General features: G+C 71.6%; 22 protein-coding genes. 8 read left to right on the top strand and 14 right to left on the bottom strand.

Going from position 1 to position 20092, the window contains the following annotated elements:
- Positions 1–146: 146 nt before the first annotated feature.
- Both ABFX46_RS10830 and ABFX46_RS10835 read left to right on the top strand, forming a co-directional pair.
- A complete protein-coding gene (locus ABFX46_RS10830) occupies positions 147–872 on the top strand; it encodes a DedA family protein (protein ID WP_346041551.1) in 726 nt (241 codons plus the stop codon).
- 72 nt (positions 873–944) lie between these two features.
- A complete protein-coding gene (locus ABFX46_RS10835; protein ID WP_346042134.1) occupies positions 945–1355 on the top strand; it encodes a hypothetical protein in 411 nt (136 codons plus the stop codon).
- A gap of 25 nt (positions 1356–1380) precedes the next feature.
- On the opposite strand, the gene pyrE is transcribed toward ABFX46_RS10835, so the two are convergent.
- Positions 1381–1917, bottom strand: coding sequence for an orotate phosphoribosyltransferase (gene pyrE / locus ABFX46_RS10840; protein WP_346041553.1), 537 nt, complete (start codon positions 1915–1917; stop codon positions 1381–1383).
- Positions 1918–1974: 57 nt separating this feature from the next.
- Here pyrE and ABFX46_RS10845 point away from each other — a divergent pair, with 57 nt between their 5' ends.
- Positions 1975–2499, top strand: a complete 525-nt coding sequence (locus tag ABFX46_RS10845; protein ID WP_346041555.1) for a lipase family protein — start codon at positions 1975–1977, stop codon at positions 2497–2499.
- Between the two features lies 1 nt (position 2500).
- Here ABFX46_RS10845 and ABFX46_RS10850 read toward each other — a convergent pair whose 3' ends face one another.
- The 7 genes from ABFX46_RS10850 to ABFX46_RS10880 all read right to left on the bottom strand — a co-directional run bounded on the left by ABFX46_RS10850 (position 2501) and on the right by ABFX46_RS10880 (position 10156).
- Positions 2501–3148, bottom strand: coding sequence for a tetratricopeptide repeat protein (locus ABFX46_RS10850; protein ID WP_346041557.1), 648 nt, complete (start codon positions 3146–3148; stop codon positions 2501–2503).
- A gap of 80 nt (positions 3149–3228) precedes the next feature.
- On the bottom strand, positions 3229–4590 hold the full coding sequence (locus tag ABFX46_RS10855; RefSeq protein ID WP_346041559.1) for an NYN domain-containing protein: 1362 nt from the start codon (positions 4588–4590) through the stop codon (positions 3229–3231).
- Positions 4591–4993: 403 nt separating this feature from the next.
- Positions 4994–6616: an alkaline phosphatase D family protein gene (locus ABFX46_RS10860; RefSeq protein ID WP_487046964.1), complete on the bottom strand. Its 1623-nt coding sequence runs from the start codon at positions 6614–6616 to the stop codon at positions 4994–4996.
- Positions 6617–6752: 136 nt separating this feature from the next.
- Positions 6753–8000, bottom strand: a complete 1248-nt coding sequence (gene fmdA / locus ABFX46_RS10865) for a formamidase (RefSeq protein ID WP_163059995.1) — start codon at positions 7998–8000, stop codon at positions 6753–6755.
- A 35-nt stretch (positions 8001–8035) separates the two neighbouring features.
- Entirely contained in the window at positions 8036–8665 is a 630-nt protein-coding gene (locus tag ABFX46_RS10870; RefSeq protein ID WP_346041563.1) for an AmiS/UreI family transporter, read from the bottom strand.
- A gap of 13 nt (positions 8666–8678) precedes the next feature.
- Positions 8679–8960 (bottom strand): FmdB family zinc ribbon protein, encoded by a 282-nt coding sequence (locus ABFX46_RS10875; protein ID WP_346041565.1) that lies wholly within the window; start codon positions 8958–8960, stop codon positions 8679–8681.
- A 149-nt stretch (positions 8961–9109) separates the two neighbouring features.
- Entirely contained in the window at positions 9110–10156 is a 1047-nt protein-coding gene (locus tag ABFX46_RS10880; RefSeq protein ID WP_346041567.1) for a substrate-binding domain-containing protein, read from the bottom strand.
- A 65-nt stretch (positions 10157–10221) separates the two neighbouring features.
- Between ABFX46_RS10880 and ABFX46_RS10885 the strand changes: the two genes are divergently transcribed.
- Positions 10222–10659, top strand: a complete 438-nt coding sequence (locus tag ABFX46_RS10885; RefSeq protein ID WP_176194109.1) for a MarR family winged helix-turn-helix transcriptional regulator — start codon at positions 10222–10224, stop codon at positions 10657–10659.
- Here ABFX46_RS10885 and ABFX46_RS10890 read toward each other — a convergent pair.
- The 3 genes from ABFX46_RS10890 to ABFX46_RS10900 all read right to left on the bottom strand — a co-directional run bounded on the left by ABFX46_RS10890 (position 10615) and on the right by ABFX46_RS10900 (position 13517).
- On the bottom strand, positions 10615–11637 hold the full coding sequence (locus tag ABFX46_RS10890; protein ID WP_346041569.1) for an NAD-dependent epimerase/dehydratase family protein: 1023 nt from the start codon (positions 11635–11637) through the stop codon (positions 10615–10617). The two genes, ABFX46_RS10885 and ABFX46_RS10890, sit on opposite strands and share 45 nt — an antisense overlap.
- A 223-nt stretch (positions 11638–11860) precedes the next feature.
- Positions 11861–12607, bottom strand: coding sequence for a phosphoribosyltransferase (locus ABFX46_RS10895; protein ID WP_346041571.1), 747 nt, complete (start codon positions 12605–12607; stop codon positions 11861–11863).
- Between the two features lies 1 nt (position 12608).
- Positions 12609–13517, bottom strand: coding sequence for a DNA-processing protein DprA (locus ABFX46_RS10900; protein ID WP_346041573.1), 909 nt, complete (start codon positions 13515–13517; stop codon positions 12609–12611).
- Between the two features lie 432 nt (positions 13518–13949).
- Between ABFX46_RS10900 and ABFX46_RS10905 the strand changes: the two genes are divergently transcribed.
- Genes ABFX46_RS10905 through ABFX46_RS10920 form a run of 4 tightly spaced genes read left to right on the top strand, consistent with a single transcriptional unit; the run spans position 13950 to position 15823 of the window.
- A complete protein-coding gene (locus ABFX46_RS10905) occupies positions 13950–14327 on the top strand; it encodes a hypothetical protein (RefSeq protein ID WP_346041575.1) in 378 nt (125 codons plus the stop codon).
- Between the two features lies 1 nt (position 14328).
- A complete protein-coding gene (locus tag ABFX46_RS10910) occupies positions 14329–14973 on the top strand; it encodes a hypothetical protein (RefSeq protein WP_346041577.1) in 645 nt (214 codons plus the stop codon).
- A 41-nt stretch (positions 14974–15014) separates the two neighbouring features.
- Positions 15015–15431: a roadblock/LC7 domain-containing protein gene (locus ABFX46_RS10915; protein WP_346041579.1), complete on the top strand. Its 417-nt coding sequence runs from the start codon at positions 15015–15017 to the stop codon at positions 15429–15431.
- A gap of 50 nt (positions 15432–15481) precedes the next feature.
- Entirely contained in the window at positions 15482–15823 is a 342-nt protein-coding gene (locus ABFX46_RS10920; protein WP_428831245.1) for a hypothetical protein, read from the top strand.
- 53 nt (positions 15824–15876) lie between these two features.
- Here ABFX46_RS10920 and ABFX46_RS10925 read toward each other — a convergent pair whose 3' ends face one another.
- The 3 genes from ABFX46_RS10925 to clpB all read right to left on the bottom strand — a co-directional run bounded on the left by ABFX46_RS10925 (position 15877) and on the right by clpB (position 20054).
- Positions 15877–16476, bottom strand: coding sequence for a DUF305 domain-containing protein (locus ABFX46_RS10925; RefSeq protein WP_346041583.1), 600 nt, complete (start codon positions 16474–16476; stop codon positions 15877–15879).
- Positions 16461–17246, bottom strand: coding sequence for a lytic polysaccharide monooxygenase (locus ABFX46_RS10930; protein WP_346041585.1), 786 nt, complete (start codon positions 17244–17246; stop codon positions 16461–16463). The genes ABFX46_RS10925 and ABFX46_RS10930 overlap by 16 nt, the downstream gene beginning before the upstream one ends.
- A 210-nt stretch (positions 17247–17456) precedes the next feature.
- Positions 17457–20054: an ATP-dependent chaperone ClpB gene (gene clpB, locus ABFX46_RS10935; protein ID WP_346041587.1), complete on the bottom strand. Its 2598-nt coding sequence runs from the start codon at positions 20052–20054 to the stop codon at positions 17457–17459.
- Positions 20055–20092 lie beyond the last annotated feature (38 nt).

The following is a 20092-nucleotide window of genomic DNA, read 5'->3' on the forward strand; positions in this document are numbered from 1 at the left end:
TGCCGCCGGGCAGCTGGGCTGGGCGGTAGCACCCGGACGTCCGTGTACCCGGGTCACTGCCCTGGTCACACGGTTTCCGGGTCGGGCATGCCGTCCACCCTCAGTATCCCGCGTATTCGGAGTGCGATGAAAGGTACGCTCGCGGTGTGGATCTCACGACCCTTCCCCTGAACATCACAGAGTGGCTGCACCCGGCGGCGTGGCTGCAGCTCTTCGGCACGTTCGCGACGATCGGCGTGCTCGCCATCATCTTCGCGGAGACGGGGCTGCTCTTCGGCTGCATCCTCCCGGGCGACTCGCTGCTCTTCACGGCGGGGATCCTCACGGCGGTCTCGACGATCAACGGCCAGGAGTTCCAGCCGCTCTCGCTGCCCTGGCTGCTCGTCGGCGGCCCGATCGCGGCGATCGCCGGCGCCCAGCTCGGCCACTGGCTCGGCGCGAGATACGGCCGCAAGCTCTTCGACCGGCCCGACTCCCGCATCTTCAAGCAGGAGTGGGTCGAGAAGGCCGAGTACTACTTCAACCGGTTCGGCCCCGCGAAGGCCGTGGTGCTGGCCCGCTTCATCCCGATCGTGCGGACGTTCCTGAACCCGCTCGCCGGCATGCTCGGCATGGACGCCAAGAAGTTCTTCGTCTGGAACGCCATCGGCGGCATCCTCTGGACGGACGCCCTGTTCCTGCTGGGCCACTTCCTCGGCTCCGAGGTCCCCGACGTCGAGAAGTACATCCTTCCGGGGGTCGCGGTGATCCTCGTCCTGTCGGTCATTCCGATCATCCGGGAGGTCCTGAAGGGGCGTAAAGCGGACCATGGTCCGAATAAGAATGGTCCCGAAGAGTCACGTCCGTCGCTCAGCGGTGACAGTTATCGCTAACCTCCCCATGTGGGACGTCATCGGTCGGACCCTAGGGGTCTCGCGCGCATACTGATCGCGGCTTTGGCCGTGGTGGCCGCCTTGGCCCTCCTCGTCGTGGGCGGCATGGCCCTGGTCAACGCGATTACGGGCGAACCGGACCAGAAGGGACCGGCGACGGCCGCCTCGCCGTCCAACGGCGACGGCGACGGCGGCAGGACGTCCCCGAGCAGCAACGAGAAGACCACGCCGGCCGCCGACGTGCCCCTCGTGATCAGCGTGACCGGCCAGCCGACGAACGTGGTCGTCCGCATCGCCGACACGGCCGGCACGGTGCTCACCAACACCACGCTGAACACCGGGACCACGCTGAAGTACGACCAGGCGCCGCTGCAGGTCGTCGCGGCCAACGGCGGCTCGCTCACGGTCGTCATCTACGGCAGGGAGCAGCCGCAGAAGCCGGCCGGCCAGCGCGGCGAGTGGCTCGTCAAGGCCAAGGGCTGACGGCCGCCGCCGCGCCCGCGACCCCCTAGCCCAGCCCGAGATCGGACACGTCGTAGGGGTGGCGGTAGACGAGCCCCTCCTCCGCGATGCGCCCGGCGGCGCCGCGCTCCAGGATCGTCGCGACCGCCACGACCTCCGCGCCCGCCTCCCGCAGCGCCTCCACCGCCGTCAGGACGGACCCGCCGGTCGTCGAGGTGTCCTCCACGGCGAGGACGCGGCGGCCCTTGACGTCCGGGCCCTCGATCCGGCGCTGCAGCCCGTGCGCCTTGCCCGCCTTGCGGACGACGAACGCGTCCAGCGCCCGGCCGCGCGCCGCGGCCGCGTGCAGCATCGCGGTCGCCACCGGGTCGGCCCCGAGCGTGAGCCCGCCGACGGCGTCGTAGCCGAGGTCGGCCGTCTCGTCCAGCATGACCCGCCCCACCAGCGGTGCGGCGGAGCCGTCCAGCGTCACGCGGCGCAGGTCCACGTACCAGGACGCCCGCTTCCCGGACGACAGCACGAAGTCGCCGTGCACGACGGCCTTGTCCTTGATCTGCTGCAACAGCTCGTCACGATCGCTCACGGGTAGAGCCTATTGACCCCGCGCCGGCGGGCGGCGGGTGCCATGTAGGTTCGGTGGGTGATCCCCGGAACCGTCGTCCTGCTGCACGCCCCCGGCGCCACCGCGGCCTCCTGGGGCGATCTGCCCGAGATGCTCCGCTCGTACGGTCTGGACGTCGTGGCGCCGGACGTCCCGGACGCGACCGGCCCCCGCTACATCGCCCGCGTCTCGCTGATCATCACCGCGACGGACCCGGTCGCGCCGCTCGTCCTCGTCGCGCACGGCGCCGCCGGGCCGCTCCTGCCGGGCATCTCCCTCGCCCAGCGCGCGGCCCACCGCCCGGTCGCGGGATTCGTGTTCGTCGACGCCGATCTGCCGCGCCGCGGCCGGCACGACCACGGAGCGCCCGAGGATGCCCTCCCGATGGCCCCAGATTGGCCCGAGGCGCCCTGCGGTTACCTCCGCACACATTCGGACCGCTCGGCCTCGTCCGAGCACGATGAGGCCCTCAGGGAGGCGCGGCTGCGCGGCTGGCAGGTGACCGACCACGAGCCCCCGGCGACGGTCGCCCAGTCCCTGAGCGAACTGATCGCGGAACTCTGACTCAGGCGTTCTTGAGGAGGTCGTCCAGGAGGGCGTCGTAGTCGTCTTCGCTCCGGCCGAGGTCGACCCGGGCGCGGTAGCGGAGGCGGAGGAGCGCCTCAAGGCTGTCTTCGGCGATGGCGACGTCGTCCGGGCCCGGGGTGAGGGACTCGGCGTCGGGCGCCGGGGCCTCGTCGGGGCCGCCGCCCATGCCGGTGCCGACGGCGCGGTCGCGGAGGGCGAGGACGACGTCGGCGCCGCTCGTGGCCCATTCGTGGGCGCCGGTCGCGTCGCCCTGGGCGTACAGCACCTCGGCGACGGCGCGGTACACCTCGGGGTCGCGCGGGCTGTCGGCGCGGATCTGGTCGAGGAGCCCGCGGGCCTCGTCGGCGTCGCCCAGCTCGAACAGCGCGTCGGCGAGGTAGGCGCGCGGATCGCCGTAGGTCTCGCCGCCGTCCTCCATGGCCCTGCGGTACAACTCGGCGGCCCGGCCGTGGTCGCCGGCGTGCTGGTACTGCTCGCCGGCGCGCAGCAGGACGTTGGCGCGCGACACCCCACCGGAGACCGATTCGGCCAGCTCGGACAGCCGGCGGGCCGCCGAGATGTGATCGCCGGTGCGCAGGGTGTCGAACTCCAGGTCGTCGAGATCGTCTTCCGTCACATGCGTCACGCCTCAACGCTACCCGGCGGCGCCCGGCCGAAGCGGGCGAATCGACGATGATCGTGGAATACCGGCGCGTACCTGTCAGCTCACCTGCGGGAACGTTCGAGCGCGTCCCAGAATCCGCGGCGCAGCGCGTGCCGCACCTCGTCGTGCAGCAGGAAGTCGATCGGCAGCGACGACCCCTGCAGCAGCCGCGCCTCCAGGTCGGACGGCATGCGCGGCTTGCGGGCGAGGACGGCCTCCAGCCACAGGGCGGGCGCGTCCCGGGCGACGGACTCGCCGAAGTCCTGCCCCTCCTGGTGGGCGGCCTTGACCGCGTCCGAGAGGGTCGGGGTGTTCTGCGCCGGGACGGGCGACACCTGCTGCGGCCCGGTGTAGGGGCCGTGCTGGCCGCCCTGCTGCGGCGGCAGCGTCTGCGGGGGCGGCGGCGGGGACGGGGCCGGGACGGGCGAGGTGCCGTACTGCGGCCCGGGACTCGACGGCGGCGCCGGCATGGGCGGCGCCGAGGGGGCCGGCATCGACGGGAGGGGCGACGGCCCGGACGTGGTCGCGGGCTGGAGCGGGGCCTGCTGGCCGCCGGTTCCGTAGGACGACCCGGTGAGGCCGCCGCCTGCTCCGCCGATACCGCCGCCGACGCCGCCGGGCAGCGCCATCGGGCCGCTGTTGCCGATGGAGCCGCCGCTCATCCCGCCGCCCATGCCGCCGTTCATCCCGCCGCCCATGGCGGGGCCGAGGTCGCGGACGGGCGAGCCCGACGACACCGGCGGCCCGCTGACCGGGGACGCGGGCGGCGGCCCGTTGTGCGAGGTCGTCTGCAGCGGGCCGAGCGAACCGCCGTGCCCGTTGGAGCCGCCGTGCCCGTTGGACAGCGGGCTCGTCCCGAGCGAGGAGCCCGAGGACGCCCCGTCCATGCCGGCGAGGAGGTTGACGTAGGGGCGCAGGTGGCCGGAGCCGATCTCGATGAGGTCGTCGCACTCCTGCCGCAGCACGCGGGAGATCGTCCAGTTGCCGTCGACCGCGACGTGCACGACGGTGACGCGGACGCCGAGGTCCTGGGCGTCGGTGACGACCTGCGCGAGGTCCTCGTCGCCGCTGACCACGACGGCGTCGGCGAGCGCGCCGTTGCGGGCCAGGGTCATCAGGTCGCGGTGGATCTCGGTGTCGACGCCCTCGCGGCGCCCCGGGCGGACCCGGCCGAGCCGCAGCTTCAGGCCCGGCAGGTCGGCGAGCGCGTCGTGCTCGGGCGAGCGGCGGCCCTCGATCGTGGCCTCGTACCAGTAGCAGCGCAGCAGCGGCATGCCGGTGCGCTCCCTGGCGAGGTTGCCCAGGAGTTGCAGTAGCCCGCCGAAGTCCCACGAGACCGTCTCGCGGTGGCGCGTGCCGTGCACGGCCATGGCGCCGTCCGCCAGCAGATAGCCGGCGTCTACGAACAGCGCGCAGCGATCCATGCGGCACCGTCCTTCCTCAACACGGGAGCTCACAGCGTGCCCACTAGACGTAGCGACCCCGGGCGCTTATAGCGTAGTGAAGCCCTGCAGCCCAGTAGGCCGATACGGCGATTCGCCACTCTTTCATGACGAGCCGCCCGTTGGCGACTCCCCGGTAACTACGAATTGGGAGCCGACGGCGGACGCTACCAGCCGTTTCGGTCCACCCCCGGGCTTCCACCGGATCTTTGCATGAACGAGCAGGTCACGGGTTACGGGCGAGGGTCACGGAGAAACTCGAAACCTTTCGCAGTCTCGCTCCTTGTGGTGGCTTGACCACCGACGGTCATACATTTCGGACGCGATTTCCTTTTCGCCGGTCGCGGCAAAGTCGGCGCGGCGTCCCGGGGGCGGTGCGGGCGGCTCAGGTGATGCGGGCGCGCCCCATCTCCGCCAGCCGGCCGCCGCCGGCCGGAGTCTCCCAGCGCACGTTGCAGTCCCGGCCGGACAATTCGACGGTGGCGATGGCGTTGTGGAACCAGGGGCCGTCCGTCATGCGCCACCGGATGGGCGGGACGGGCACCTTCGCGAGCTTCGCCAGCATCCGGAACGGTCCGCCCGAGGCGCGCGAGTACGCGATGCGGTTCGCCCATTTGAACTTGCCCTGCAGCGGGTTGCGCAGCGGCGAGCAGACGATCTGGGACACCTTCGACTGCGTGCCGGGTTCGGTGACCCGCGCCAGATAGGAGTAGTGGATGTCGCCGGAGAGGAAGGAAATGCTCGCCGGCGCGGGGCCGCGTTCACCGCGTCCCACGGCGATGACGTCGGCCGCGACGTCGCGGAACGACTTCTCGAACGCGGCCCAGTGCTCCAGGTCGGCGGCCTGGCGGATCTTCTCCCCGAGTGCCGCGCCGCGCCTGCCCCAGGCTCCCCCGGCGACGGCCTCGTTCCACGACTCCGCGTGGTGGATCGCCATGGGAAGCAGGTAGGGGAGGGAGCTCGCGATGAGGAGATGGTCCATGCCGCCCTGGCACTGGCCGTCCAGCCACTCGAACTCCTCGTCGTCGAGCATGCCGCGGCGGTCCTCGGTGAGGAGCCTGGAGCACCGGCTGTCGACGACGATGAGGCGGGTGCCTCCCCAGTCGTGGGCGTAACTCCAGCGCGTACTGGCAGGTTCCTGGTCGGCCTTCTCCGCGAACTCGTCCAGGACGGCGCCCGCGTCGCCCGTCTCGTCGGACGCCTTGCGCAGCGCCTCGAAGAGCGGATCGGACGCGCGGTCCTGCGGCGACATGTTCCCGAGATGCTGGTAGATCCAGTACGAGCCGATGCCGCCGGTGATGCGCGCCCGCCACCACGGCCGCGACCACATCTCCCTGCGCCACGCGTAGGAGGTGTTCCAGTCGTCCCGGATGTCGTGGTCGTCGAAGATCGTGAAGGTGGGGACGGTCGACAGCAGCCACCGGACCGCCGGATCGCCGTGCCAGGCCAGCTTGTAGAGGTGCGTGTAGTCCTCGAAGTCGGCGGCCTCGTCGGCGGGCGGCTCGTCCGGTCCGCGCCGTCCGCCGATGAAGGCGCGCATCTCGTCGCTCAGCTCGTCGGCGTACACCTGGTCGCCGACCATGAGCAGGATGTCCGGCCAGGCGACGTCGTCCCCGCCTTCGCGCAGCCGCTGCGCGAAGGCGGCGAGCGCGTCGTAGCCGAACTCCTCCACGGTGCCCGGTGAACGGCGGCAGGACCCGAAGGAGATGCGCAGCCCGCCGTCCTCTTGGAGCGTCCTGATCTGGGACGGGGGGAACCCGTCGTCCTCAGGCCAGACGGTCTCGCCGTCGGCGAGCACCGTGTAGGGGATGCGCGAACAGGGCGCGAGCCCGTCGACCTCGACGAGCGCGTAGTGGTGGCCGTGCGCGGTGAACGTCCGGGCGGACGCGTCGACACCGTGCTCCTCGCTGACGACTCGTACCTCGCAGGGCCGCTCCGTTTCCACCCAGATCGTCGCGGTGTGGTGACTCACGTGCCGGAGATGGGGCCCGAGTACCAAAGCGCTCATAAGAGGTCTCTCTAGCGGACCCGACCCCGCCGCGTCCACCCGTACGGGACGGGCCGTCGTGCGCGCCGGGCCGGCCCGGGACGCGGTGGGCCCGGCCGCGTGCGGAACGCGCGGCCGGGCCCGGTGTCACACGGGATCAGGAGGAGACGGCGCACTGGCCGCGGTCGGCGCGGCGCGGGCCCTCGGCGGTCGGCCGGATGTCGAAGTCGAAGATGGCCGTGGGCAGGTAGAGCGAGCAGCAGGCGTTCGGGATGTCGACGACGCCGCTGACCCGCCCCTCGATCGGCGCGGCGCCGAGGAGCAGGTACGCCTGCTCGCCGGTGTAGCCGAACGTCTTGAGGTACTCGACGGCGTTGAGACAGGCGTTCCGGTAGGCGAGGGTGGCGTCGTTGTAGTGGTTGGTGTCGGTGCCGTGGTCGACGGAGATGCCGACGAAGCTGATGAACTCGCTGTAGCGCGGCTCCACGTTGCCCGGCATGAAGATCGGGTTGGTGGTCACGCCGTACTTCTCCATGCCGCCCTTGATGAGGTCGACGTGGAAGTCGATGTAGCCGCCCATCTCGATGGCGCCGCAGAAGGTGATCTCGCCGTCGCCCTGGCTGAAGTGCAGGTCGCCGCCGGACAGCATGCCGCCCGGCACGTGGACGGGGTAGAAGACGCGCGAGCCCCGGGTGAAGTTCTTGATGTCGTGGTTGCCGCCGTTCTCGCGCGGCGGGACGGTACGGGCGCCTTCCGCGCCGACCTTGGCCAGCGCGTCCCCGGTGAGCGTCCCGGCGAGCGTGTTCTCCGGGAGGGGCGGCAGGGCGAGCGGCGGCATCCGGTTCGGGTCGGTGTCGATGAGCGCCTGCTCCCGCGCGTTCCACCGCGCGAGCAGTTCCGCCGACGGTGCCGTGCCGAACAGGCCGGGGTGGGTGATGCCGGTGAAGCGGACGCCGGGGATGTGGCGCGAGGTGGCCTGCTGGCCGTGGAAGTCCCAGATGGCCTTGTAGGCGTCGGGGTAGTAGTCGGTGAGGAAGCCGCCGCCGTTCTGCTTGGCGAAGATGCCGGTGTAGCCCCACCCCTGCCCGGCGAGCCCTCCCGTCTGCTGCGGGATGGGGCCGAGGTCGAGGATGTCGACGACGAGGAGGTCGCCGGGTTCGGCGCCCTCGACGGCGATGGGTCCGCTCAGCATGTGGCAGGGCGAGAGGTCGACGTCGCGGATGTCGTTGGCGGAGTCGTTGTTGCCGATCTGGCCGTCCGTCCACTCGCGGCATTCCATGCGGAACTCCGCTCCGGGGCGGACGGTGGCGGCGGCGGGGATGTCGGGATGCCAGCGGTTGTGGCCGGGGACGTCCTGGTCGCGCATCGACCGGGCCTGGTCGACGCTGAAGACGACGTCGGGCATGGGTACCTCCTGAGGTGGGTCTGGTGGAAGGAGAGTCAGGGGCCGGTGGCGGGCTCTGGGGCCGTGCCGTGCGGCGTCCGTCCGGGACGGGTCGGGATCCACAGCCCGGCGCAGACGGCGACGGCGACGGCGGCGAACACCGCGGCGAAGACCGCGGACGTGGTGTAGGTGTCGGTGAGCAGCAGGAACGCGGGCAGCGTCGTCGTGCCCGCGGCGTTGGCGAGCGTCACCCAGCCCGTGTAGCGGGTGAGCTCGTCCCGTTTGAGGCCGAGGACGAGGAAGAACAGGAACCACAGGAACGACCAGCAGAGCCAGATGACCCCGAACGGGCGGTCCCGGACGTCGAAGAAGTTGACTCCCGCGAAGACGAGCGCCGCGATCGCGACGAACAGCGAGAACCAGCCGACGCCGGTGGTGTCGAGGCCGGCCAGCAGGCCGATGCCGACGTACAGGTAGGTGAACCCGAACAGGTAGATGCCGGACGCCGCGCTGATCGCCGCGAGGTCGTCCCCGGCGGCCACCAGCAGCAGCGTCGGCAGCACCACCTGGAGCGCGCCCACGAACAGGTTGAGGATCGCCGCCGACCGCGCCTCGACGCGGCCGAGCATCATCAGCGCGTTGACGAAGAGCGCCGCGCCGACGTAGAGCAGGCCCACGCTTCCCACGGGATCACCTCGTTCAGGGCCGGGGGAGGAGCGCGTGCCGGGGGTCGGCCGGCGCGGCGGGACGGCGGCGCGCCGGCGGCGGCGCCGACACGACCTTCGGCTCGTGCCTGCTGGCCTCCTGGGCGTCCAGGGCCCGGGTGAGCGGCGCGCCGGGCCGGGTGAGGGACGGGGCGGTGTAGACGCGGCGGGCGGGGCCGCCGCAGTCCGCGCACGGGTTCTCGGGGCGCGCGCCGCCCATCGGCAGCGCGAGGTCGACGGGTCCGCAACGGGCACAGCGGTACTGATAGATCACCATGTCGGGCCTCCAGCCGCACGGATTACTTCTCACAGAAACTATTCGAGTCTGAAGTAATAGTCAATGGAGGAGTGCTGGGCTGACCAGGAGCTTTCCCAGGGGACGAGGCCCTTACTTCTCTTGGAAACTATTTCGATCCGAACCGGGGGTCACGGGGAGAGCTGGCACAGGACGTCGAACTCCAGCCCGTCGGCCGCGGCGAGGAACACCCGCTGCCGCAGGTGCCGGTCCCGCACCTCGACGGGCCCGCGCGGCCCGTCGTAGCCGGTGCCCTCGGCGACCGCGCTCATGCGCCGCACGTCCGGCCCGCCGCTCCGCCGGAACAGCTCGCCGAGCAGCCGGACCCCCTCGTAGCAGGACTCGCCCATGCTGTTGAGCGGTGGCGCCTGCGTGCCGAAGCGCCGGTGGTAGCGGGCGCCGAAGTCCAGGCCGTCCCCGGTCGGGAGCGTCTCGAAGAACCCCGCCGCGGCGAACAGCCCGCGGGTGCCCTCCACGCCCGTCGCGAGCAGCATGTTCTCGTCCATCAGCGGGCTGAACCTCAGCTGCGGCAGGCCCGCCGCGCCGAAGGCCCGGTTGAACGCCACCGCGTCGTCGCCGACCAGCAGCATGAGGACGCCCTCGCAGCCGCTCGCGTCGATCCGGCGCAGGACGCCGCCGAAGTCCTGCGTGCCGAGCCGGACGAAGACCTCGTCGCACAGCACGGCGCTCTGCTCCGCCAGGTACGACCGGACGGCATGGGCGGAGGCGCGCGGCCAGATGTAGTCGTCGCCGACGATCGTCCAGCGCCGGACGCCGAACTCCGCGGCGATCCTGCGCAGCGCGGGCCGGAGCTGGCCCTCGGGCGTCTCACCGGTGAGCCAGACCCCGGGCGACCGCTCGCCGCCCTCGTACAGCGCGGTGTACACGTAGGGGACGCGCCCGGCGAGGCGCGGGGCGAGGCACTGCCGGACGGCCGAGATGTGCCACCCGGTCACCGCGTGCACGGCGCCCGAGCCGACCAGCGCCCCGACCCGGTCGGCGACCACCGGCGGCGGCGCGCCGCCGTCCACGAGGAGCAGCCGCAGCCGCCGGCCGAGCACGCCCCCCTCGGCATTGATTTCTTCCTGTGCCAATCGAGCGCACAGCTCGGCGGAGGGCCCGAAGAGTCCCGCGGGCCCCTGCAACGGCACCACCAGGGCGACGTTCAGGTCGTCCATAACCGGGACGGTAGCCCATGGGCGCCAGAAAATACTTTCTACGAGGCGGTAATCTTGGGTTTGCGATGACTACGACAGGTGTTCCGCAGCACGAGCTGGACCTCCCGCGGGTGCTGGCGCGCGTCGAGCGCGACATCACCGCCCGGCTCGGCGCCGCCCTCAAGACCGCCGGCTCGACCGTGGAGGAGTGGCGCGTCACCTCCCTGCTGTCCGACGGCGCCGGGCATCCGATGACCGAGATCGCCGAGCACGCCCTCCTGCCCGCGCCGACGCTCACCAAGGTGGTCGACCGCCTGGTGTCCGCGGGCCTGGTCTACCGCCGCCCGGACGAGGACGACCGCCGCAGGATCCTCGTGTTCCTCTCCGAGCGCGGCCAGGAGGAGGTCACCCGCCTGACCGCCGCCGTCGAGACCGAGTGGACCAACGTCCAGGACGCCGTAGGCCGCGAGGAACTGGCCCTACTTCGCGCCCTCCTCACCCGGATCTCCACCCATCTCCCCTGAGCGCAGTGTCTCGGCCTCCTTGCCGGGGGCCAGACCCACGACTGGACGGTCTGGGCGCTGCGGTGCCCGTCCGCCGATGGACTGGAGCCACTGCCAGGTGTCGGCGACCGTCTCCTGGACGGGCCTGCAACGCAGCCCTGCGGCGAGGGCCTTGTCGGCGTTGGCCTGATGCATGGTGTCGTGGGCCTCGCCGGGCGGCAGCCAGACGGGGAGGTCCGTCCACGGCTGGATGCCCGCTTTGAGGATGGTCTCCGGGGGCGTCCAGACGAGGTTCGCGTTCGAGCCGGTTACGTGGATGCAGGCTTGGAGAAGCTCCTCCATCGTCGTGTGGCCGGGCGCGCTGACCACGTTGTAGGCGCCGTTCAAGCCGTGTCCGATCGCGTCCAGCGTCCAGGCGGCGAGATCGCGACCATCGATGTACTGGAGGCCGGCGCCGCGCGGTCCGGGCGCCAGGACGTCGCCGCCTCGGGCGATGCGCGCCAGCCACCAGGGAAGCCGCCCGATGTTCTCGTAAGGCCCGAGGATGAGCCCCGCCCTCAGCAGCAGCGCCTTGTCACCGAACACATCGACCGCCGCCAGCTCACCCCCGCGCTTGGCCGCCGCGTAGTCGACGTCGCCATCGTCCGGGGAGCCGTCCACCACCTCGGCTGATTCTCCGAGCCCGAGCGGCGTGGGGAACCGGTAGACGGACCGGCTGGAGACGTAGACGTAGTGCCCGACCCGCCCACCGAGAAGGCGCGCGGCGTCGCGCACGGCCGACGGCGCCCCCGACCACGTATCGACGACCGCGTCCCACTCCCCGTCTTCGAGGGCCTTGAGACCGCCCTCGGCGGCACGGTCACCGTGCAAGGACGCGACACCCTCCGGCGCCTCATGCCGCCCCCTGTGGAAAACGGTGACGTCCCAGCCACGCGCGAGCGCGTCCTCGGCAACGGCGCGCCCAACGAACTCCGTCCCACCCAACATCAGAAGCCTCATAGGCAGAACTCTGCCCTCTGCACCCCCCGCACGGAACGCCTCCCTGCTCTCAGCAGAAATCCCCGACACTCCGAGACCGAACTGGCCGCCGCTGAAGAGAGCCTGTGCGTGCGGCTGCCCGCTGCCGTCCGCGTGGCGGCCCGCTCTTCGTCCGCGCCCGCGACGGGGGAACCCTCGACCACTTCCTCGAAGCCCTCCCCCTCAACCGACCCGGCGCCGCCTGTCAACGAGGGCAGGCATCTCCGGTCCATGGGCAGATGTCGGGATCGAAGTCGGGCAGGCCGTCCAAGAACTTGGCGTTGTTGCCGAATTCGGGCTTGATCCAGCGCGCCACCACCAAGACGGAGATCGTGCTCGCACCCGCTTCCCGCAGTGACAGAGCGGCCGACTGCGCGTGGCCGCCGCTCGTCCATGTGTCGTCCAGAAGCAGGACGTGTGATCCACGGGGGAGGCGTGCATCGGCGGTGAAGTGGGCCGCATCGAGTGCCCGTGGGTCGGATGTTCTGGGGGCGGCCGCCAGGCGGACCTCGGTGCCGGGAGCCGAGCCGCGCACTATGCGATGCAGCGGATGCTCTCCGGGTTTCGCCGGAAGCGACGGCACTGCCGCCCAATGGGTCAGTCCGATCCCGGCGCCCGTCCCGGCGCAGGCACCGTGCCGGGACAGGGTGAACAGCGTGAGCATGGTCACCAGGCGCAGGTGCGCGCCGACCGGGGGCCGGGCCTTGTATCCGCGCATGACATAGCCGGACTGCTGCTGGGGCACCGCGTAGATCATGGGCGCGACGATGTCGGCGGTCCCCTTGTGCAGTCGATGCCGCTTGCATACGTAGCAGAACGAGTAGCGGTCGTCGATCGGCGTTGTGCACACCGCACATGTCGTGCGAGGGCGCCGTACCGGATTGCGGAGGAAGCCGCCCGCCGAGGTGACCAGCGCCGTTCGCAGGTGGTTCTCGGTGGCGCGATCGAGCATGTCAGGAGACCAGCCGCTCCAGGGCGGCATCGATCGCAGAATCGCCGCTGACGAGTTCGCCGATGGTGGTCAGCACGTCGTCGAGGCCTCTCGCGACGTGAACGCCCGGCCTGCCCACGAGAGCCCGGGCCCAGGCATTGGCCTCGACCACCAGATCGGTGAGGATGACCGGCCTGCCGTGCTCGACCGCCATGCGCGCCTGCGCGCGCGCCCCGCTGTGCTCTCCCGCCTCCACGACGACCGTCGCCAGCCCGTAGCCGGACATGGTCGCATTGCGCATCAGGAATGTGTGCTTCTGCGGAGGTGCGTCCGGCCAGAACTGGGACAGCAGAAGGCCACGGGACGAGATCTCTTCGTGAAGTGCGCGGTTGGCGGCCGGGTAGACCTTGTTGATGCCCGTTCCGATGATGGCGACCGTGCGTCCGCCCGCGTCGAGTGCGGCGCGATGGGCGGCGGTGTCAATACCGGCGGCGAGCCCCGCCACGACCGTCACCTTGTCGCGAACAAGGCCCTCGGCCACACTGGCGGCGATGGCCAGGCCGCGCTCCGACGCGGCTCTGGACCCGACCACCGATACGGCCAGGTCGTCCTCTGCGAGTGAGCCTCGTGCGAAGAGCACTGGCGGGGCCTGGTGGACTTCACGCAGTCGCTGGGGGTACAGGGCGTCGAGGACGGTGAGCATCGTGTGGCCCTGATCCGCCCACGTTTCGATGTCGCGAGCGGCCGCCTCCAGCGGATCGACCTCACCGGGCGCGGGTAGCAGGGCTGGCGGGACGAGACGGTGCCATACCGCGAGTGCGCTGCCGGCCTCGACGACTGCTGTCGTGATCTCCGCCCAGGGCAGGCCCCGAGGACGGACCTGGAGGAGTGCCACCAGGGCCGCTCTTTCCTCAGAGCTCACGGTCTTCACCGTCTCAGGGTACGAGCGTGATGTCTGCATCTCCACTCTCCAACCTCTAAGTCGAACGAATGTTCGATTATTTCATGGGGAGCGGTGCGGCGTCCGGCTGGTTGCGGGCGGGAGGGGTTGGCCGGCCGAGTCGCATGGGGGAAGATCCGCGCCGCACGGGCAGGAGTCGCCTCCGCGAGGTCGGCTGCGAAGCTGGTGGAGTGGCCGCGTTCGGTCGTCGTCCCCCAGGTGTTGTGGATGTGTCGGAAATGGCGGACAGGGGTGGGCCGAATTGGTGGAGGTCGGGGGATAAGTGGGCTGATCAGTTTGGATACTGGGGGGTATTTTTACTCCGGTCGGGAAAGGTTGTGGGGATTTAACTGGTTGGTGTTGCGGTCTGCAAAGTTGTGGCTATGGTCGAGTTCCTGCAACTCTCATTCGGTGGGGGAATGAGTGCGGATTGACGACTGGCTTGCGCGGATGATGACGATTCCGGGGGCCCAGCGGGTGACGCTGGTGGACTGTGCCAGCGGGCTCGCCGTCGCGGCGGCGGGCCGTGAGGACATCGTCGACCAGCATGAGGACGCGGCCGGGGCGACCGATGTGGTGCGGGCGGTGCTGGCCTCGCCGGCGCTCAGCGCGACCGCGGCGGGCGATGACGTCGAGGAGATCATCGTGTGCGGCGCGGCGGGATATCACCTCTTGGCCCTCTCGGGGGCCGACCTCGACGGGCATCTCTTCGTCCATTTGCTGCTCGACCGGGAGAACGGCAATCTCGCGCTCGCGCGGTTGCGCATGCAGAGCCTCATTCGCGAAATGGCGGACGGGTGACATGGGCGGCGACATTTGCGGTGTGCTCCGCGTGCTGGAGCGGGAAAGGCGCACCGGGGTGCTGCGGGTGGGCGACGATGGCGCGTTCCATCTCGCCGGCGGGGCCGTCGTCCGCGCCGAGAGCAGGCACGTGCCCGGTGCCGGCGACCTGCCGGGCGGGCCCGATCCCGAGCTGCTCGCGCTGTTCGACGCCGCCTACTTCCTGCTCGGGTCGGCCGCCGAGCCCGTGTTCGCGGAGGCGGCGGCGGACGGCGCGCTGCGGATCACCGTGCCGACGCTCGTGCACGAGCAGCGGCGGCGCCGGGCCCGGCTCGACGCGGCCTGGCCGGACGGGGGCGTCGACGCGGCGCCCGTCGTGCCGGTCCGGCGGGTGCGGCGGCAGCGCGTCATCCTGACCGGCGTCCAGGCGGAGATCCTGCTCAACGCCGACGGGCGGCGCACGCCCGCGCGGCTGGCCCGCGACCTCGGGCGGACGGCGTTCGGCTGCCTGCTCGCGGTCCGGGGCCTCGCCGCGGCGTCGCTCGTGGAGGCGGAGCCGGCCGTGGCCGAATCGCCGGAGGGGTGGGGCGAGGGGGCGGTCGAGTGGGCCGCGCCCGATCACGAGCTGCTCGACCGGCTGCGGACGGCGCTGGTGGAGCTCGGCTGACCGGACGACCGGTGAAACGACTGATCGAAAGGGTGGCGACGGTGGCGAAACGAGCGGGGGCGGGGACGGCGGCGCGGGTCCCCGAGGCCGCGGTGGCGGCGGAGCTGCGGGCGCTGCGGGCGCGCGTCCCGCAGCTCACCGGCAGCCTGGTCGCGTCGGCGGACGGGCTGCTCATCGCGCACGACCTGGCCGCGTCCGTCGAGCCGTCCGGGATGGCGGCGGTGACGGCCACCGGCCTGTCGCTGGCGCACCGGATCGCGCAGACCGCGCACGGCGGCGCGTTCCACGAGGTGGTGATCCGCGGGGTGGACGGTTACGTGGTCATCTACGCGGCCGGCCCGGCGGCGTCCCTCACGGTGCTGGCGGAACCGACCGTCAACGTGGGGCGGCTGCACCTGGAGTCGCGCCCGGTCGCCCGCGCCATCGCCGCGCATCTCTCGGCTCCGCGCCGAAGGTAACGACAACGAAAGGGGAGAACGTGTCCAACCTCGACCTCTCGCTCAAGGACATGATGACGATCGACGGGACGATCGGTGCCGCCGTCGTCGACTACAACAGCGGCATGGCGCTCGGTCACCTGGGCAGTTCCAAGGCCCTCGACCTGCAGGTCGCCGCGGCCGGGAACACCGAGGTGGTGCGGGCCAAGCTCCGCACCATGGAGCAGCTCGGCCTCAAGGAGGACATCGAGGACATCCTCATCAGCATCTCCAGCCAGTACCACGTCATCCGCCCGGTGACCGGCCGCAAGGGCAAGGGCCTCTTCCTCTACCTGGCCCTCGACCGGTCCCGCGCGAACCTGGCCCTGGCCCGGCACCGGCTCCGCGACATCGAGGAGAACCTGGAGGTGTGACGGCGGACGGCCCGTCCACCGGGCGCGCACACCGGTGGACGGGCCGTCGTCCGTCAGCTGTTGAGCAGGCGGAGCATCTGCTGGATCTCCGCGGTCCGGGACTCGACGACGCGTCCGGCGAACGCCTTCGCGTCGGCGTTCGCGCCCTTGCTCTGCTCGGCCCGCGCCATCTCCACCGCGCTGCCCTGGTGGCCGATGAACAGGTTGAGGAACGCGGACTCGAACCCGCCGCCCTTCGTCTTCCGCAGGGCGTTGATCTCCTTGGCGCCGGTCGCGGGCGCGGCGCCGTGGTGCAGGTGCGTCTGCGCCGCCGCCTCCGACGTCGCCGGCTTCGACCACGCGCCGAGCCAGGACTTGATCAGCTTCAGCTCCTCGGCCTCGGTCGCCTTGACGGCCGAGGCCAGCGTCCGCACCTGCGCGCGGTCGGCGCGGCCGGCGGCCAGCCCCGCCATCTCCAGCCCCTGCTCGTGATGGGTCACCATCATCTGCAGGAAGAGGACGTCCTGGTCGTTGTAGGCGGCGGCCGGGGCGCTGGACGCCGCGCTCGCCGCCTTCGTCCGCGCCGGCTCGCTGCTGCAGGCGGCCAGCGGAAGGGCCGCGGCGAGGGCGAGCGCGAGGACGGCGCGGCGCCGGGCGGTCACAGCGGCAGCCACAGGGCCAGCGTGAACTGCGACGGCTCCCAGCCCGGAAGCGACGTGTGCGCCTGGCGGCAGCGGAACCGGGCGCCGTTGAAGGTCACCACGTCGCCCGTCTTGAACGCCACGCCCGCCTTCCAGGTGCCGCCGGCCGCGGGAGCGCCGGTCGGCGCGGACGTCGCCGGGCTGCTGGGCGCGGGCGCCGGCGTGCTCGGACGCGTGGTGGGCTGCGCGGTGGGCGCCGGAGCAGGCTGCGAACCTCCGCCGCCGCTCCCGCCGCCGCCGACGTTGAGGTCGATGCAGCTGTAGAAGGCGTTCGGCGTGTCCCCGATGTTCCACACCGCGAGGACGGTGCGCTTGCCCGGGAACTTGCTGAGGTCGACCTTGTGCGTGACGACCGCGTCCGGCTGCCGGTTGCCGCCGTCGAAGGTGGCGACCTTCGTCCCGCCGATGAAGTACTCCCAGTTGGACGTGCGGTGCCGCGCGGTGAACACCCACCGGAAGTCGACGCTCGTCCCGACGGACTGGGCCGGCCAGTCGCGGCTCTCGTCCGCCAGGACGGAGAACTGGCTGAGGCCGCCGTCGCAGCTCTTCAGCCCCTTCGGGCCCTCGACGCTCTGCGGCTCGAACTTGATGGGCCCGCAGTCGGGGACGGCGCCCGTAGCGCACAGCGCCTGCCGGCTCGGGGGGGCGGACACGTAGCCGTGCGCCGAGGCGGGGGCGGCGACGAGCACCGGCGCCGCGACGGCCGCCGCGGCGGCGAGGGGGTAGGCGACGGACCTGCGCATGAGGAACTCTCCCAACGAGTCGTCCCGCGGCCGCCGGATTTCGGCGAGCCGCAATGCCGTCGGACGCTAGCGGGAGTATCCCTAAAGAAACTTTAATAATCCTCGAAGGGACCGTGAAGGCGTTTCCGGCCGCCCCTCGCAGGCCGACACGCTGGGAGAACGAACGGGCCGGCGCGCGTCGCGCACCGGCCCGCCGAACCCCCGGAACCCCTACTTCGTGAGGGAGAGGCCGCTCGTCGGCTCGACCGTCAGCCGGTCGGCGGCCTCGTCCAGATCCACCACGACCTCGTCGCCGTCGCGGACCTCGCCGGAGAGCAGCTCGCGGGCGAGCTGGTCGCCGATCGCCGTCTGCACGAGGCGGCGCAGCGGGCGCGCCCCGTACAGCGGGTCGTAGCCGGTCAGCGCCAGCCATTCGCGCGCGGCGGGCGTGACCTGGAGCGTCAGCTGCCGGTCGGCGAGGCGGTCGGCCAGCTTGTCGACCTGCAGGTCCACGATGCGGGTCAGCTCGCTCGTGGAGAGCGCGTCGAACAGGATCACGTCGTCGAGGCGGTTCAGGAACTCGGGCTTGAACGAGTTCCGGACGGCGTTCCACACCGCCTCCCGCTTCGCCCCGTTCTCCAGCGTCGGGTCAACGAGGAACTGCGACCCGATGTTGGACGTCAGGATCAGGATCGTGTTGCGGAAGTCGACCGTGCGGCCCTGCCCGTCCGTCAGCCGTCCGTCGTCCAGGACCTGCAAGAGGATGTCGAACACCTCGGGGTGCGCCTTCTCCACCTCGTCCAGCAGGACCGCCGAGTACGGGCGGCGCCGGACGGCCTCGGTGAGCTGGCCGCCCTCCTCGTAGCCGACGTATCCGGGCGGCGCGCCGACCAGCCGCGCGACGGAGTGCTTCTCGGAGTACTCGCTCATGTCGATGCGGGTCATCGCCCGCTCGTCGTCGAACAGGAACTCCGCGAGCGCCTTCGCCAGCTCGGTCTTGCCGACGCCGGTCGGGCCGAGGAACAGGAACGAGCCGGTCGGGCGGTCCGGGTCGGAGATGCCCGCGCGGGCGCGGCGCACCGCGTCCGACACCGTGCGGACGGCGGCCTCCTGCCCGATCAGGCGGTGGCCCAGCTCGTCCTCCATGCGGAGCAGCTTCGCCGTCTCGCCTTCGAGCAGCCGGCCGGCGGGGATGCCCGTCCACAGCGCGACCACGTCGGCGACGTCGTCCGGGCCGACCTCCTCCTTGACCATCGCGTCGCGGTTCTCGGCCGCCTCCGACGCCTCCTCCAGCTGCTTCTCCAGCGCCGGGATCTCGCCGTAGGTGAGCCGCGCGGACGTCTCCAGGTCGCCGTCGCGCTGGGCGCGCTCCGCCTCGCCGCGCAGCTGGTCGATCGTCTCCTTGATCTCGCCGACCCGGTTCAGGCTCGCCTTCTCCTTGTCCCAGCGGGCGACGAGGCCGGTGAGGTGCTCCTGCTTGTCGGCGAGGTCCCGGCGGAGCCGGTCGAGCCGCTGCCGGGACGCCTCGTCGGTCTCCTTGGCGAGGTTCAGCTCCTCCATCTTCAGCCGGTCCACCGAGCGCTGCAGCTCGTCGATCTCCACCGGACGGGAGTCGATCTCCATCCGCAGCCGGGACGCGGCCTCGTCCACCAGGTCGATCGCCTTGTCCGGCAGGTACCGGGAGGTGATGTAGCGGTCCGACAGCGTCGCCGCCGCGACCAGCGCCGAGTCGTTGATCTGCACCTTGTGGTGCGCCTCGTAGCGGCCCTTCAGCCCGCGCAGGATCGCGATCGAGTCCTCCACGGTGGGCTCGCCGACGAACACCTGCTGGAACCGGCGCTCCAGCGCCGGGTCCTTCTCGATGCGCTCGCGGTACTCGTCCAGCGTCGTCGCGCCGATCATGCGCAGCTCGCCGCGCGCCAGCATCGGCTTCAGCATGTTGCCGGCGTCCATCGCGCCCTCGGCCGCGCCCGCCCCGACGACGGTGTGCAGCTCGTCGATGAACGTGACGATCTGCCCCTCGGACTCCTTGATCTCGTTCAGGACGGCCTTCAACCGCTCCTCGAACTCGCCGCGGTACTTCGCGCCCGCGACCATCGCGCCGAGGTCCAGCGAGACGAGCTTCTTGCCGCGCAGCGACTCGGGCACGTCGCCCGCGATGATGCGCTGCGCGAGCCCCTCCACCACGGCGGTCTTGCCGACGCCGGGCTCACCGATGAGCACCGGGTTGTTCTTCGTGCGGCGCGACAGCACCTGGACGACCCGGCGGATCTCCGCGTCGCGGCCGATGACCGGGTCGAGCCGCCCGTCGCGGGCCGCCGCCGTCAGGTCGACGCCGTACTTCTCCAGCGACTGGTAGGTGCCCTCGGGGTTCTCGCTGGTGACGCGGGCGTGGCCGCGCACCTTCTCGAACGCGTCCAGCAGGGCCTGCGGCGTCGCGCCGAACTCCTTCAGCAGGCCCGCCGCCGGACCGCCGTCGGCCGCGAGGCCGACCAGCAGATGCTCGGTCGAGACGTACTCGTCCTCCAACTGCTGCGCCCGGTTCGCGGCCGTGTTGATCGACCGCTGGAGCTGAGCCGCGAGCCGCGGCGACGACACCGTCGACCCCTGCGCCTTCGGCATCGCGGCGAGCTGCTCCTCGGCCCGCCGCCGGATGACCTGCCAGTCGGCGCCGACCGCCTCCAGCAGCGGCACCGCGGTGCCGTCCGGCAGCGCGATCAGCGCCACCAGCAGGTGCTGCGGCTCGACCTCGGGGTGCCCCTCGGCCGCCGCCCTGCGGACCGCGACCGACACCGCCTCCTGGCTCTTCTGCGTCAGCTTGTAGTCCATGTTCCGTCCCCGTGAATGTGCTGTGCTTGCTCAGAGTC

The organism is Actinomadura chokoriensis, from assembly GCF_039529475.1.
Taxonomy (GTDB): domain Bacteria; phylum Actinomycetota; class Actinomycetes; order Streptosporangiales; family Streptosporangiaceae; genus Spirillospora; species Spirillospora bangladeshensis.

Bases quoted from the DNA above. Each gene is read 5' to 3' on its own strand.
- ABFX46_RS10860 (WP_487046964.1), bottom strand. From the start codon at position 6,616: ATGAGCGCTTTGGTACTCGGGCCCCATCTCCGGCACGTGAGTCACCAC.
- fmdA (WP_163059995.1), bottom strand. From the start codon at position 8,000: ATGCCCGACGTCGTCTTCAGCGTCGACCAGGCCCGGTCGATGCGCGAC.
- ABFX46_RS10930 (WP_346041585.1), bottom strand. From the start codon at position 17,246: ATGCGCAGGTCCGTCGCCTACCCCCTCGCCGCCGCGGCGGCCGTCGCG.
- ABFX46_RS10875 (WP_346041565.1), bottom strand. From the start codon at position 8,960: ATGGTGATCTATCAGTACCGCTGTGCCCGTTGCGGACCCGTCGACCTC.
- ABFX46_RS10885 (WP_176194109.1), top strand. From the start codon at position 10,222: ATGACTACGACAGGTGTTCCGCAGCACGAGCTGGACCTCCCGCGGGTG.
- ABFX46_RS10880 (WP_346041567.1), bottom strand. From the start codon at position 10,156: ATGGACGACCTGAACGTCGCCCTGGTGGTGCCGTTGCAGGGGCCCGCG.
- clpB (WP_346041587.1), bottom strand. From the start codon at position 20,054: ATGGACTACAAGCTGACGCAGAAGAGCCAGGAGGCGGTGTCGGTCGCG.
- ABFX46_RS10890 (WP_346041569.1), bottom strand. From the start codon at position 11,637: ATGAGGCTTCTGATGTTGGGTGGGACGGAGTTCGTTGGGCGCGCCGTT.
- ABFX46_RS10920 (WP_428831245.1), top strand. From the start codon at position 15,482: ATGATGACGATCGACGGGACGATCGGTGCCGCCGTCGTCGACTACAAC.
- ABFX46_RS10855 (WP_346041559.1), bottom strand. From the start codon at position 4,590: ATGGATCGCTGCGCGCTGTTCGTAGACGCCGGCTATCTGCTGGCGGAC.
- ABFX46_RS10910 (WP_346041577.1), top strand. From the start codon at position 14,329: ATGGGCGGCGACATTTGCGGTGTGCTCCGCGTGCTGGAGCGGGAAAGG.
- ABFX46_RS10895 (WP_346041571.1), bottom strand. From the start codon at position 12,607: ATGCTCGATCGCGCCACCGAGAACCACCTGCGAACGGCGCTGGTCACC.